Origin of the sequence: Pseudomaricurvus albidus, assembly GCF_018863235.1 — a bacterium.
Lineage (GTDB): Bacteria > Pseudomonadota > Gammaproteobacteria > Pseudomonadales > Cellvibrionaceae > Pseudomaricurvus > Pseudomaricurvus albidus.
This window is the reverse complement of the sequence record NZ_JAHKRS010000004.1, coordinates 1-13427: the sequence shown is the minus strand read 5'-3', so window position 1 is coordinate 13427 and position 13427 is coordinate 1. Positions and strand designations below refer to the sequence as shown.

The window sequence follows — 13427 nt, the reverse complement described above, 5'->3', positions numbered from 1 at the left end:
ATGTCACCTCACTCACCAATCGATTGCTTGTATTCCAGATATTCAGACGAGTATGGGTGCAGGTTTTTCAGAGCCAGCGCATAACTGGCCTCTTTGTCCTTGTTGCCAAAGATTCGTTCAATGCGAATACCCAACCACAAACTGCGCGGGGTCTGCCGTGCACGCTTGCCGTACTGATCCAGATAGAAACGAGCCACGGTGTAGTCTTTCTGATCGAAATAGATATCTGCCAGCTCCAGATAGGGAGCTGCAAGCTGGCTATTGATCCCCAAAACCTGTTTCAGGGAATCGATGGCCTTATCCTGCTTGCCCAACTTGGCCTGTGTTCGTCCCAGGTTCAGCAGTCCGACATAACGATTATCGTATTCGTAATCCTTGCTGACCTTCTCGAATTGCTCTTCGGCAGCGGTGTAGCGCTGCTGACTGAACAGGAAGGTTCCGTAGTTGTTGCGAGCCTGAGAAAAGCCGGGATCAATTGACAATGCTTTCTCAAAGTTACTTTCGGCCAGCTCGGTGTTGTTTTCCATCCAATAAAGATACGCGAGGCCATTGTAAGCACCGGCGGAGTTCTTATTGATTTTCAAGGCCTTTTGAAAGTGTCGGCGGGCGGGTTTTTTATCGCCCTGACGCAAATAGCCCAATCCAGCCTGAACGTGCGTCTTTTCCGCCTGATCCAGATCGGGTTTGGGCTGTGTCGAATTGGTGGTGGTCACACAGCCGGCCAACAACATTACGGCAAAGAGGAAACACCCTTTGTGTACGATCTTGCTAAACCCCATATCACTCCACATCTTCATAAAATTCCCTGTAGGTATTTGTCCTGTCCTCAAGAATCGAATCGTTATTATGATATATCAGACGACAAGATAAACACGAACAAGTTTCACGAATTAACGATGCGCACCGGTTCTTCAGCGCCTTTGGCCTGCTGGTCACGATAGCGAGCGCTGCGCTTGGTACGATCATTGACGGCACCGGCCAACTGTCCGCAGGCAGCATCGATATCATCACCACGAGTGGTGCGTACGGTGGTGGTATACCCGGCCTTGATCAGAATATCCTGAAATGTGCGCAAGGCGTTGTTGCTCACACGACGATAATCCGACTGATCGAAAGGATTAAACGGAATCAGGTTGATTTTGACGGGAATGTCTTTCAGTAGCTGCGCCAGCTCATGGGCATGATGCGGGCGATCATTCACCTGATTGATCAGTGTGTACTCGATGGTCATTTTGCGGCGATTGTCAGGCAGGCCTTCAATATAGCGCTTGGCAGAATCCAGCAGCATGGCAATCGGGTACTTTTTGTTGATCGGTACCAGCTCGTTGCGCAACTCATCATTAGGTGCGTGCAGGGAAACCGCCAGGCACGCGTCGGTATATTGACCAAGACGATCCAGTGCCGGAACCACACCTGAGGTACTCAAGGTCACACGTCGTTTGGACAAACCATAACAGTTGTCGTGCATCATCAGATTCATGGAATCGACAACGTTATCAAAATTCAGTAGCGGCTCACCCATTCCCATCATCACCACATTGGTAATGATGCGAGGGCGGTCTTCGCCAAACTGGCCATAGGATTTGGCCGCCAACCATACCTGCCCAATGATTTCGGCAGCGGTCAGGTCGCGATTAAACCCCTGTTTACCAGTGGAACAAAAGCTGCAATCCAGAGAGCAGCCCACCTGAGAAGAGACACACAGAGTGCCACGATCACCATCGGGAATCAGAACCGTTTCTACAGCACTGCCGCCGGTTACCTTAATCAGGAATTTTCTTGTCCCGTCGGCGGAATCCAGCTGCTGGATCACTTCCGGGGGACGCACTTCCGCGATGCGCTTGAGCTTTTCACGGAGAGCTTTACTGATGTTCGTCATATTGTCGAAATCATCAACACCCATCTGGTGAATCCACTTCAGGACCTGGGTCGCACGAAATTTTTTCTCGCCAATAGACTCGAAGAAAGCTTCCAGCTTGGCCTGAGAAAGGCCCAGCAGATTGACTTTGTCTTCGGTCTTGTTAGCGTCCGTGCTGACATCTGTTGTGGCAGTAGCAGTAACAGAATCTGTCATGGTTGGTTACCTGAATCATTCACCAAATGGGCATTACCCACGTATTAACGCGGGCCCGTCAAATCCGGGCCCCGCCGCCAATTAACGAGGGCAGATTTCGCCTTCTGCGAAGAAGTAAGCGATTTCACGAGCAGCAGACTCTGGAGAGTCAGAACCGTGAACAGCGTTAGCATCGATGGTTTCTGCGAAGTCAGCACGGATGGTGCCAGCAGCCGCTTCTTTAGGGTTGGTAGCACCCATCAGGTCGCGGTTAGCAGCAATGGCGTTCTCGCCTTCCAGAACCTGAACAACAACAGGACCAGAAGTCATGAAACCGACCAGATCAGCGAAGAAAGGACGCTCTTTGTGCTCAGCGTAAAAACCGCCTGCTTTTTCATCGTCCAGGTGCAGCATTTTCATGGCAACAATGTTCAGGCCAGCTTTTTCAAAGCGAGCTGCGATTTCGCCGATTGCGTTTTTGGCAACAGCGTCAGGTTTGATGATGGACAGGGTACGTTCAACGGCCATTTGGGTCTCCAAAACAGTCGAAATTAAGAGTAAATAAATCGCCTCCGGATGGAGGCACTTAAAGCTCGGAAGGCATATCCGGCCAAAAAATCGGCAGAATGCACTTCCCGAATTACAAAACGCGCGAATTATACGCGTAAATCCATGAATTTAATACGAAATCCCCAATAAAAATGGGGGATTCGGGACGCTATGGCCAGGCTATTTCTGAAGAAAGGAATTCGCTGCCATAACGGGCGTCTTAAAGCTCAGATTCATGCGCGGCTTTAAACCTGCGAGCGGGTAATTTTCAGCCTGCGGCCGTCTGGGAGGCCTGAGCGATGGACTGGATACGCGCCACAATGGATTTCAGACCATTGCCCCGTGTCGGGCTGAGATGGCGCTCGAGATCCAGAGACTGAAAATAGCCATCGACGTCAAAACCGGTGATTTCAGAGGGGGTTTTGTCGTTGTATGCCGCCATAACCACAGCCAGCAACCCACGCACAATAACCGCATCACTGTCGACCAGAAACTGCAGGCGGTCGTCTTCACGACCCACTTCGATCCAGACGTTACTCTGGCACCCTTTCACCAGACGCTCCGGCGTTCTCAGGGACTCATCCATCTCTGGCAGGTCTTTACCCAGATCGATGATGTATTTGTAACGCTCTTCCCAATCGTCAAAGAAGGTCAGGTCATCGAGGATTTCGTCGGTGGTCGGCAATGCCATAATTTCTGTTAAGCCTCTGTTTTAACGGGATATTTAAATGATATGCAGATACTGTGTGAAGATACATTCAGTGCTAACCGGCAGCACTAGAAGAACAGACCCGCCTCAAGCTGGGCCTCTTCGGTCATCATATCTCTGGACCAGGGGGGATCAAACACCAGCTCGACCGATACGGCTTTCACATTGGGCACCTTGCCGACTCGGTATTCCACATCTCCAACCAACACCGGGCCCATACCACATCCGGGGGCAGTCAGGGTCATGCGGACATCCACGCGACCAGAATCCTGATCCACGTCTACACCGTAAATCAAACCCAGCTCCACGAGACTGATGGGGATTTCAGGGTCGTAAATGGAATCCAGAGCCGCCCACAGCTGATCTTCGTTGATTTTGCCGCTGCCATCATCACTGAAATCCGGCAACTCCACTTCCTGACCAATGGCATCCGCATCGGTACCGTCAATTCGGAACATGTTGCCCTGCCAGGTAACGGTAAAATTACCGCCCAGACTTTGATTGATTGTCAGGAACTGGCCTTCTTTCAACACGACGGGCTCACCGCTAGGCACACGTCGCGCGGGGCAATCCCGACGGGTGACCACCATACTTTGCTGCATATCAGCTCACACTAAAGCTTTCGCCACAGCCACATTCTGCCACGACGTTGGGGTTGTTGAACTTGACGACCTGGTTAATACCCTCGGTCACCAGATCGATTTCAGTGCCACGCAGGATATTCACAGCATCCGGCGCCACCGACAGAGTAATCTTATCGCTGGGAGTCAGTACCTCGTCCCCTTCTTCAGGTCCGTCAGCAAAGTCCAGAACGTAGGCATAACCGGTGCAGCCACTGGTTTCAGTACTCAGACGAATGATTTTGCCGTCCTGAGTCGCCAGCTTCTTTTCAAAATGACGTACTGCAGCTTCAGTCATGGTGACTGCAGGTGCATTGGGATCAAAGATCTCCGGGGTTTTCATATCTGTCATTTTTAACCTCTTGGTCAGCCCTCACGGCCGACTCTCTATGGTCAACTTTATACCGTCAACAATACCCACCCGAGGGCGGGACTTCCCTTTCATCCGGAAAACCGGATCAAGCCAGCATCATTCTGACTTTTTTCAAAGCTTCAAACAGCGCGTCCACTTCGTCCAGCGTGTTGTAAATCGAGAAAGATGCCCGCGCAGTGCCAGGAATCCCCAAACGGTTCATCAGTGGCTCGGCGCAGTGGTGCCCGGTGCGAATGGCAATGCCCTGACGATCCAGCAGAAAGCCGATATCGGCCGGGTGCCCACCTTCCATCAAAAAGCTTAACACCCCTGTTTTTTCACGAGCCTGACCCACAATTGTCAGCCCTTCGAAGGCTTGTGCCTGGGCGGTAGCACTGTCCATCAAGGCTTTTTCGTGAGCCTTGAGCGCCGTCATATCCAGCTCGGAAAACCAGCGAACCGCCTCACCCATGCCAATGGCGCCTGCTATATGGGGCGTTCCTGCCTCCAGTCGGTAAGGCAACACATTCCATTGGGCATCCTGATAAGTGACTTCGGAGATCATTTCACCACCGGTCTGCCATACCGGCCACTCAGACAGCAGCGAGGCCTTGCCCCAAAGCACGCCAATACCGGTGGGACCAAACAACTTGTGGCCCGAGAAGGCGTAAAAATCGCACCCGATATCCTGAACATCCACCGGCCCGTGGGCAATGCCCTGCGCGCCGTCGACCAGCACCCAGGCGCCCACGGCTTTAGCCTTGCGGGTCAATTCTTTGATCGGATTGATGGTTCCCAGAGAATTCGACACCTGCGGAAAAGCCACCATCTTGGTATTCGATGTCAGCAGCGCTTCAAACGCGGCCACGTCCAGCTCACCCAACTCGTTGATGGGCGCGACTTTTAAAGTGGCACCAGAACGCTTGCAGGCCTGCTGCCAGGTCACGATATTGGCGTGGTGTTCCATTTCGGTAACAACGATTTCGTCACCGCTTTTCAGAATCTGACCAATGCCATTTGAGACAATATTGATCGCCTCAGTGGTACCGCTGGTCCAGATAACCTCTTCACGTGCCTGCGCATTGATAAATTGCGCCACGGTATCGCGGGCACCTTCGTAGCGCTGAGTCGCCTCATCCGCCAAACGGTGCGCACCACGATGCACATTGGAATTGCAGGTGGTGTAATAATCTACGATCGAATCAATAACGCACTGTGGCTTTTGTGTGGTTGCCGCATTATCGAGATAAACCAGAGGCTTACCGTCTATCTCTCGCGCAAGGATCGGAAACTGCTTGCGCAGTGCCATTACATCAAACGTCATAGGGCTTTCACCTCTTGCCACTTAAGTCCCATCGTTACTTCACTTCCATCGCAGCAAAGCGATCGCGCAACTGTGGGCGCAACCATTCAGCCAGAACGTCATTGGGCATCTCGTCAACCAGCTCATTAATAAAACCAAAATTGAGCATGATCTGCGCCTGGGAACGACTCACACCACGAGACTGCAAATAATACAGAGCGGTTTTATCGATCTCCGCAATGGTGGCGCCGTGCGCGCAACGTACGTCGTCGGCGTAGATTTCCAGTTCGGGCTTGGTGTCGATCTCGGCACGATCAGACATCAGCAAATTACGGTTATTCAGCTCGGCCAGCGTTTTCTGAGCATCACGGTGAATATGAATTCGGCCGTTAAACACAGCACGGGAATTATCCGCAACAATGCCGCGAACGTTCTCTTCTGTAGTGCCATGAGGCACGGCGTGCTCAATGGTACTGTGCAGATCAAACAGCTCTTTGCCGTCAAGCAGATAAATTGCATTCAACTTGGCAAAAGCATGTTCACCCGCATGAGTCACATCCACATCGACACGCTGCAGAGTGCTGCCAAAGCCAACCAGAGTACTGTTCAGTTCTGCGCGGGTTGCCAGTTCGAAATGGCTGCCGCCGATACTCAGCGACTCGCCGGTTTGCAGAGCAAATCGGTAATGTTCGAGACGTGCGCTCTCTCCCACCTTGTACTCGGCAAAGCCCGTGTTCTTGCTGCGCTGATTACCACAGAACTGTTCAACGACAGAGGCTTTGGCGTTTTGTCCCAGGCGCACGAGCACCCGCGTATGGGCTTCGCTGTCCTGAGTCAGTACATTCACAATACGGATCGGTTGTTCAATAACTGCCTCGGCAGCCACATCAATCAGCACTCCCTGAGTCGCCAGAACATCGTTCACCAGGCCGAACAGGTGGCGCGACGGCTTAACCGAGGCGAAAGTCTCTGCTGCCCACGACTGTGCATCGGCCGAAGCGTCGGCCAGAGAAACTATGCTCAGTCCTGCCGGCAATTCATCATTCAGATCTGACGTCAATTCACCGTTCACGAACACCAGATCAATACTGTTCAGGCCTTCAATCGACTCTGCAACAGCGTTGACCTCAACTGCATCAGATTGCAACTCGGTGCGATCCCACACATTGATCGGTATGTATTTCCAGGCTTCGGTTTTACGCGTTGGCCACTGGGCCTCGCGCAACAACGCTAAGGAAGCTTGTCGCTTTGGTGCCAGCCAGTCGCTGACCGATTCGGCTCGGGCGACGGCTCCGTTTAACCAATTACTCATCCGCTTACCCCTCGGCCACGTCGTTGGTCGCGGCCTCGTCAGCAGGCTGATCCTTCAACCAGGCATAGCCCTGGCTTTCCAGCTCGTGAGCCAGAGAGTAATCACCGCTTTTAACAATTTTTCCATCCGCCAGTACGTGGACAAAGTCTGGTTTGATGTAGTCCAACAGGCGCTGGTAGTGAGTCACAACAATAAAACTGCGATCTGGCGAACGCTGGCTGTTTACACCCTCAGCCACGACCTGCAAGGCATCGATATCCAGACCGGAGTCGGATTCGTCGAGAATACAAAGCTTGGGTTTCAACAACAGCATCTGCAGGATTTCATTGCGCTTTTTCTCACCGCCAGAAAAGCCTTCGTTAACGCCACGCTTGAGGAAGTCGGCGGGCAAATTCACTTGCTTACTGGCTTCGCGAGCCATTTTCAGAAAATCTTTGGAGCTCAAAGCCTCTTCACCACGAGCTTCGCGAACGGCGTCGACAGATGCCTTGAGGAATTCCAGGTTGCTGACCCCGGGAATTTCAACCGGGTACTGAAACGCCAGGAACAAACCCGCACGAGCGCGCTCTTCAGCTTCCAACTCCAACAGGTCAACACCATCCAGCTCAGCACTGCCCTGCTCTACGCTGTATCCATCGCGTCCAGTCAGAACATAACCCAGAGTACTTTTACCGGCACCGTTTGGCCCCATGATCGCGTGAACTTCGCCGGGCTTAATCTCCAGCTCCAGGCCCTTCAGGATGTTTTTCTCTTCAACACTGGCGTGCAGGTTTTTAATGGACAACATAATCTTTAATTCCTCATTCACCATTTAATCAATCTGTCTTGGTCGTCGTTAAAGCGGGAGTTAACCCACTGAACCTTCCAGACTGATCTCCAGCAACTTGCCGGCTTCAACAGCAAATTCCATGGGTAATTCTTTGAAAACTTCTTTACAGAAACCGTTCACAATCATTGACACGGCCTTCTCCGGATCCAGCCCGCGCTGTTGACACAAAAACATCTGATCATCAGACACTTTGGAGGTGGTTGCTTCGTGCTCCACAATGGCCGTCGGGTTGCGACTTTCCACATACGGGAAGGTGTGAGCACCACACTTGTCACCAATCAACAGTGAATCACACTGGGTAAAATTACGCGCTCCGGCTGCTCCGGGGTTCATGCGAACCAACCCACGATAACTGTTGTTACTCTTACCAGCGGAAATCCCTTTGGAGATGATTGTCGACTTGGTATTTTTACCCAGATGAATCATCTTGGTTCCCGTGTCCGCCTGCTGGGCACCGCGAGTCAGGGCCACGGAATAGAACTCACCGATGCTGTTATCCCCTTTCAGGATACAGCTCGGATACTTCCAGGTAACCGCAGAACCGGTTTCCACCTGAGTCCAGGAGATCTTGGCGTTGGTATGACAAATCCCGCGCTTGGTCACGAAGTTGTAGATACCGCCCTTGCCGTTTTCATCTCCGGGGTACCAGTTCTGTACCGTGGAGTATTTGATTTCGGCATCGTCCAAAGCAACCAGTTCAACCACTGCTGCGTGCAGTTGGTTTTCGTCCCGCTGTGGCGCCGTACAGCCTTCCAGATAGCTCACGTGACTGCCTTCGTCGGCGATAATCAACGTGCGCTCGAATTGACCGGTATTCTGCTCATTGATGCGGAAATAGGTGGACAACTCCATTGGGCACTTGGTGCCTTTGGGGATGTACACAAAAGAGCCGTCAGTGAATACCGCACAATTGAGAGCTGCGTAATAGTTGTCACGCTGCGGCACCACACTGCCCAAATACTTTTTCACCAGCTCGGGGTACTTGTGCACCGCTTCGCTGATGGGACAAAAAATCACACCCGCCTCTTCCAGCTTATCGCGAAAGGTAGTCACTACGGAAACGGAGTCAAACACCGCGTCTACGGCCACACCTGCCAGCATCATTTGTTCATGCAGGGGAATACCCAGTTTTTCATAGGTTTTCAGCAGTTCCGGGTCCACTTCGTCCAGCGACTTGGGCTTGTCCTTCATGCTCTTTGGCGCAGAGTAATAGGAGATCGACTGAAAATCGATTTCCGGATAATGCACATGTGCCCACTCCGGCTCGTCCATTTCCAGCCAGCTGCGGTAGGCTTTCAGACGCCACTCGAGCATCCACTCCGGCTCTTCTTTCATTGCGGAGATGCGGCGAATAATGTCTTCGTTGAGGCCCGGTTCAAAGGTATCGGACTCAATATCCGATACAAACCCGGCCTCGTATTCACGCTGCAGCGCTTTTTCAATTTGCTCAGTCATGTTGTAACTCGCTATTCACGGTTATGACATCCATGTGTCTTAACAGGCAACGCTCTTTGTAAGGCGTTTTAAATTCTTGACTGCCGGGCAACTCCAGCCAGACAGCTGCATATTTGCTTTCATTTTACCAGTGAGCCATCAACCTGCTTGCAGCTGAAGTACCACGTCTCGAATGTGAGCGACAGCGCGCGCCACATCGTCTTCGGTCGTAAATCGGCCCAGCGAAAACCGGATAGAGCTGTGTGCATCGCTGTCACTCAATCCCATGGCTTTTAACACATAGGATGGTTCGATACTGGCAGAGGTGCAGGCTGATCCTGAAGACACAGCCAGTTCCCGTAACGATAGCTGCAGAGCCTCACCATCCATCCCTGAAAAACAGACGTTCAGATGTATTGGACTGACCTGCTCGGCAGAACCATTACGACGCACACCAGGCAAGTCGGCAATACCCGCCCAAAGCTCGTCCCTCAAACCTGCTATCCGGGACATATCGTCCGACAATTTCTCACGACAGATTCGGGCAGCTTCGCCCATACCCACCAACTGGTGAGTTGGCAAGGTTCCTGAACGCATGCCCCGCTCGTGTCCACCGCCATGTGTCACCGGTGCCAATTGCGGTTGAACTTTGCGGCGAACATACAGTGCGCCAACCCCTTTCGGGCCATAAAACTTGTGTGCCGACAGGCTAAGGAAGTCTACCTGCAACTGATTTACATCAATGGGCAACTTGCCCGCTGATTGCGCTGCATCCACATGCAGCAGCACATCATGTTCACTATCTGTACTGGTGTCACGGCAAAGCTTGCCTATCTCGGCAATCTGCGTGATCGCTCCAGTCTCATTGTTAACCTGCATGAGACTCACCAGACGGGTATCCGGTCTGATTGCAGCTTTTACCTGATCCGGGTGAATCACTCCGGAGCTGTCCGGTGTCAACCAGGTGACGTCAACACCTCTGGCTTCCAGCCACTTGGCCGGATCAACCACGGCCTTATGCTCAACCACAGAGGTAATCAGGTGCCCAGTGTATCCCTGTTTTTCGAAAACGCCCTTTAACGCAAGGTTATTGGATTCGGTTGCTCCACTGGTCCACACAATTTCACGAGGATCACAACTTAGCAACTCCGCCACCTGACTGCGGGCCGCTTCGACCTTCTCTTCTGCCTGCCATCCATAAATATGCGAGCGGGAGGCGGGATTGGCGAAGGTGCCATCCATCGTCAGACATTGGCTCATTGCCTCTGCAACGGCAGGATCAACGGGCGTTGTCGCGGCATAATCGAGGTAAATCGGAGGTTTCACGAGTCCCCCGCTGCAATCAACTCCAGCTTTTGCTCGAGGTTCTGACGCTCGGAGACTTCACGAACCTCTTGTCGTGCCACAAGACTGGCCAGACTGATATTGCTGAGAAAATCGTGAATTTGGTCACTCAAGTCACACCACAGGTAGTGAGTCAGACACACCTGACCATGCTGGCAGTTACCGATACCCGCACAGTTGGTTGCATCAATCGATTCGTTGACCGCATCAATAATCTCAGCCACTGAGATGTCGTCCGCCTGACGGCTGAGCTTGTAACCGCCACCCGGCCCACGGACACTGCCCACCAGAGCCTGTTGGCGCAATTTGGAGAACAACTGCTCCAGATACGACAGGGAAATCTCCTGACGCTTGGAAATATCAGCCAGACTGATCGGGCCTTTTTCTGCATTAAGAGCCAGATCCAACATGGCGGTGACGGCGTATCGACCTTTGGTTGTAAGACGCATAAACCTATCCTGTGGGCAATTCAGGGCGCGAATTATGTAAAAACCAACCTCTTTGGTCAAGTATATAACCTACTAATTTAGTATGGTATTACCTGAGCCACGTGCAACAGGTCAGTCTTCCTTCTTTTCACCATCCGTCAGGGCTTTGATTTTGTTGTCGGTATGGAAAATGTAATTCTGAACCGAGGTCAGCACTCCTCGTAGGATACTGAGTTCCATTTTATCCATACGAATACGGCTGTATAAACGACGCAAACGGGTCATGGTCTGGCGAGGATTGCCCGGCTCCAGGAACCCCAGTCGCTCCAAAGTCGCCTGGAGATGCTCGTAATAGCGCTCCAGCTCCTGATGCTCTACGGGTGGCTGATCCCAGTCGTCAAAGTGAACCGGCTTGCCATCCTGCAGTGCGAGCCACGACATGCGCACCTCATAGGCCAGCACCTGCACAGCGGATGACAAATTGAGGGAGCTGTAGTCCGGATTTGAAGGAATGTGCACATGATAATTGCATTTGTGCAGTTCTTCATTGGTCAGGCCGCGATCTTCACGACCAAAGACAATGGCCACATCATGGTGCTGGGCCTCGGCCACAGCACGATCGCCACATTCGCGAGGCGTAACCAGCGGCCAGGGGATTCGACGCTCGCGAGCACTGGTGCCCACCACCAAACCGCAACCGGATACCGCCTCTTCCAGAGTATCTACAACAATGGCCCCTTCCAGAACATCCTGTGCATTGGCTGCCCGCCACACCGCCTTATCTGCCGGATATTCCTTGGGATCGACCAGATACAACTGGGCCATCCCCATATTTTTCATTGCACGGGCAGCGCCGCCAATGTTGCCAGGATGGCTGGTATTCACCAGTACGATTCGAATTTTTTGCAGCAGCGCGTCGGACATGTCTAATCCAAATTATCAACAAGATCGGTGTTCAGGGGTAAAAAGGCGCGCAGTTTAACAAATTGCCTTCTATCCTAATAGCCAGATATTGCAGCAACACCGCTAAAACCCAAGATAGCGTACAGCAGGTATATTCACAGTTCGAACAGACTGTTATACTGCCGCCCCCTTTTTGAGGCGCTGCGATCTTGCGGTGTCTGCTCTTTCACATTGATTGCCGTAAACGGTTGGTGCCCTATGGAACCCATGCTGAATATCGCCCTGCGTGCTGCACGCAAGGCTGGCGAGCTCATTGAGCGCGCTCTTGAACGTGTTGATGTTGTTGCCTTCGAAGAAAAAGGTCGCAACGACTTTGTCTCTGAAGTAGACAAAGCAGCCGAAAAAGAAGTGATTTACCACCTGCGCAAAGCGTTTCCCGATCACGCCATCTGGGGTGAAGAAACGGGCCACAGCTCCGGGAGCGGCAAAGGTGCTGATTACGAGTGGATCATTGACCCCCTCGACGGTACTACCAACTTCCTTCACGGTATCCCCCACTTCGCGGTCTCCATCGCCTGCCTGCATAAGGGACAGATCGAACACGCCGTGGTTCTGAACCCTATGACACGCGAAGAATTTACCGCCAGCCGCGGTAAAGGTGCCGCTCTCAACGGCCGTCGTATTCGGGTATCCGACAGACGCGGTCTCGGTGGTGCACTGATTGGCACCGGCATTCCCTTCAATGGCTATGCCTTTGAACACATCACCCCTTATTTAGCGGCACTGCAGGAAATAGCCGGACAGACTGCCGGCATTCGTCGCCCGGGCGCAGCCTCACTGGATCTGGCCTATGTCGCAGCGGGTCGTTATGACGGATTCTGGGAAATGAATCTGCAATCCTGGGATGTCGCCGCAGGGATTCTGCTGGTAAAAGAAGCCGGCGGTCTCGTCAGTGACTTTAAAGGTGGAAACACCACGATGGATAGCGGCAATATTGTTTGCGCGCCACCGAAAGTCTTTAAGCCACTGCTGCAAATCGTCGGCAAGCACATGGGCAAAATCTAAATCAGCCCTCCCCCCGAGCCATAAAAAAAGCCCTGCTGACAGGGCTACAAGCTCGGAGAGAGTCGGTGAAACGGGCCCGATGGGCTCGTTAAGAATTCTAAAAAAATGGCCCTGCGAAAGGGCGCAAGCTCAGAGAGAGTCATTTCTGTGTCGGCATCTGCACCGCCACAGCTGTATTCCTAAAAAAGGCCCTGCGAACAGGGCGCAAGCTCAGAGAGAGTCATTTCTGTGTCGGCATCTGCACCGCCACAGCTGTATTCCTAAAAAAGGCCCTGCGAACAGGGCGCAAGCTCAGAGAGAGTCGTTTCTGTGTCGGCGTCTGCACCGCCACAGCTGTATTCCTAAAAAAGGCCCTGCGAACAGGGCGCAAGCTCAGAGAGAGTCGTTTCTGTGTCGGCGTCTGCACCGCCACAGCTGTATTCCTAAAAAAGGCCCTGCGAACAGGGCGCAAGCTCAGAGAGAGTCGTTTCTGTGTCGGCGTCTGCACCGCCACAGCTGTATTCTTAAAAAAGGCCCTGCGAACAGG

14 protein-coding genes are annotated in these 13427 nt (G+C 52.5%); 1 reads left to right on the top strand and 13 read right to left on the bottom strand.

Going from position 1 to position 13427, the window contains the following annotated elements; genetic code table 11:
• Positions 1 to 8: 8 nt before the first annotated feature.
• The 13 genes from pilW to trmJ form a co-directional block, all read right to left on the bottom strand.
• On the bottom strand, positions 9 to 797 hold the full coding sequence (gene pilW / locus KOI40_RS08260) for a type IV pilus biogenesis/stability protein PilW (RefSeq protein ID WP_216097036.1): 789 nt from the start codon (positions 795 to 797) through the stop codon (positions 9 to 11).
• An 86-nt stretch (positions 798 to 883) separates the two neighbouring features.
• On the bottom strand, positions 884 to 2074 hold the full coding sequence (gene rlmN / locus KOI40_RS08255) for a dual-specificity RNA methyltransferase RlmN (protein WP_216097035.1): 1191 nt from the start codon (positions 2072 to 2074) through the stop codon (positions 884 to 886).
• An 81-nt stretch (positions 2075 to 2155) separates the two neighbouring features.
• Positions 2156 to 2581 (bottom strand): nucleoside-diphosphate kinase, encoded by a 426-nt coding sequence (ndk, locus tag KOI40_RS08250; RefSeq protein ID WP_216097034.1) that lies wholly within the window; start codon positions 2579 to 2581, stop codon positions 2156 to 2158.
• Positions 2582 to 2870: 289 nt separating this feature from the next.
• Positions 2871 to 3293, bottom strand: coding sequence for a SufE family protein (locus KOI40_RS08245; RefSeq protein WP_216097033.1), 423 nt, complete (start codon positions 3291 to 3293; stop codon positions 2871 to 2873).
• A gap of 86 nt (positions 3294 to 3379) precedes the next feature.
• Positions 3380 to 3913 carry a putative Fe-S cluster assembly protein SufT gene (gene sufT, locus KOI40_RS08240; RefSeq protein WP_216097032.1) on the bottom strand — a complete coding sequence of 178 codons (534 nt, stop codon included), beginning with the start codon at positions 3911 to 3913 and terminating at the stop codon, positions 3380 to 3382.
• A 1-nt stretch (position 3914) separates the two neighbouring features.
• Positions 3915 to 4283, bottom strand: coding sequence for a HesB/IscA family protein (locus tag KOI40_RS08235; protein ID WP_233710130.1), 369 nt, complete (start codon positions 4281 to 4283; stop codon positions 3915 to 3917).
• A 106-nt stretch (positions 4284 to 4389) separates the two neighbouring features.
• Entirely contained in the window at positions 4390 to 5607 is a 1218-nt protein-coding gene (locus tag KOI40_RS08230; RefSeq protein WP_216097031.1) for an aminotransferase class V-fold PLP-dependent enzyme, read from the bottom strand.
• A 34-nt stretch (positions 5608 to 5641) separates the two neighbouring features.
• Positions 5642 to 6898, bottom strand: coding sequence for a Fe-S cluster assembly protein SufD (sufD, locus tag KOI40_RS08225; RefSeq protein WP_216097030.1), 1257 nt, complete (start codon positions 6896 to 6898; stop codon positions 5642 to 5644).
• Between the two features lie 4 nt (positions 6899 to 6902).
• On the bottom strand, positions 6903 to 7685 hold the full coding sequence (sufC, locus tag KOI40_RS08220; protein WP_216097029.1) for a Fe-S cluster assembly ATPase SufC: 783 nt from the start codon (positions 7683 to 7685) through the stop codon (positions 6903 to 6905).
• 60 nt (positions 7686 to 7745) lie between these two features.
• A complete protein-coding gene (gene sufB / locus KOI40_RS08215) occupies positions 7746 to 9182 on the bottom strand; it encodes a Fe-S cluster assembly protein SufB (protein WP_216097028.1) in 1437 nt (478 codons plus the stop codon).
• Positions 9183 to 9320: 138 nt separating this feature from the next.
• The gene (locus KOI40_RS08210; protein ID WP_216097027.1) at positions 9321 to 10487 is read right to left on the bottom strand and encodes an aminotransferase class V-fold PLP-dependent enzyme; all 1167 of its coding nucleotides are present in this window, start codon (positions 10485 to 10487) and stop codon (positions 9321 to 9323) included.
• Positions 10484 to 10954 carry a Fe-S cluster assembly transcriptional regulator IscR gene (gene iscR, locus KOI40_RS08205; RefSeq protein WP_216097026.1) on the bottom strand — a complete coding sequence of 157 codons (471 nt, stop codon included), beginning with the start codon at positions 10952 to 10954 and terminating at the stop codon, positions 10484 to 10486. The genes KOI40_RS08210 and iscR overlap by 4 nt, the downstream gene beginning before the upstream one ends.
• Positions 10955 to 11065: 111 nt before the next feature.
• Positions 11066 to 11857: a tRNA (cytosine(32)/uridine(32)-2'-O)-methyltransferase TrmJ gene (trmJ, locus tag KOI40_RS08200; protein WP_233710129.1), complete on the bottom strand. Its 792-nt coding sequence runs from the start codon at positions 11855 to 11857 to the stop codon at positions 11066 to 11068.
• A gap of 237 nt (positions 11858 to 12094) precedes the next feature.
• On the opposite strand from trmJ, the gene KOI40_RS08195 reads away from it, so the two are divergent.
• The gene (locus KOI40_RS08195) at positions 12095 to 12901 is read left to right on the top strand and encodes an inositol monophosphatase family protein (protein WP_216097025.1); all 807 of its coding nucleotides are present in this window, start codon (positions 12095 to 12097) and stop codon (positions 12899 to 12901) included.
• Positions 12902 to 13427: the final 526 nt, after the last annotated feature.

Excerpts from the sequence above, each read along its gene's own strand:
- pilW (WP_216097036.1), bottom strand. The coding sequence starts at position 797 with ATGAAGATGTGGAGTGATATGGGGTTTAGCAAGATCGTACACAAAGGG.
- rlmN (WP_216097035.1), bottom strand. The coding sequence starts at position 2,074 with ATGACAGATTCTGTTACTGCTACTGCCACAACAGATGTCAGCACGGAC.
- ndk (WP_216097034.1), bottom strand. The coding sequence starts at position 2,581 with ATGGCCGTTGAACGTACCCTGTCCATCATCAAACCTGACGCTGTTGCC.
- KOI40_RS08245 (WP_216097033.1), bottom strand. The coding sequence starts at position 3,293 with ATGGCATTGCCGACCACCGACGAAATCCTCGATGACCTGACCTTCTTT.
- sufT (WP_216097032.1), bottom strand. The coding sequence starts at position 3,913 with ATGCAGCAAAGTATGGTGGTCACCCGTCGGGATTGCCCCGCGCGACGT.
- KOI40_RS08235 (WP_233710130.1), bottom strand. The coding sequence starts at position 4,283 with ATGACAGATATGAAAACCCCGGAGATCTTTGATCCCAATGCACCTGCA.
- KOI40_RS08230 (WP_216097031.1), bottom strand. The coding sequence starts at position 5,607 with ATGACGTTTGATGTAATGGCACTGCGCAAGCAGTTTCCGATCCTTGCG.
- sufD (WP_216097030.1), bottom strand. The coding sequence starts at position 6,898 with ATGAGTAATTGGTTAAACGGAGCCGTCGCCCGAGCCGAATCGGTCAGC.
- sufC (WP_216097029.1), bottom strand. The coding sequence starts at position 7,685 with ATGTTGTCCATTAAAAACCTGCACGCCAGTGTTGAAGAGAAAAACATC.
- sufB (WP_216097028.1), bottom strand. The coding sequence starts at position 9,182 with ATGACTGAGCAAATTGAAAAAGCGCTGCAGCGTGAATACGAGGCCGGG.
- iscR (WP_216097026.1), bottom strand. The coding sequence starts at position 10,954 with ATGCGTCTTACAACCAAAGGTCGATACGCCGTCACCGCCATGTTGGAT.
- trmJ (WP_233710129.1), bottom strand. The coding sequence starts at position 11,857 with ATGTCCGACGCGCTGCTGCAAAAAATTCGAATCGTACTGGTGAATACC.
- KOI40_RS08195 (WP_216097025.1), top strand. The coding sequence starts at position 12,095 with ATGGAACCCATGCTGAATATCGCCCTGCGTGCTGCACGCAAGGCTGGC.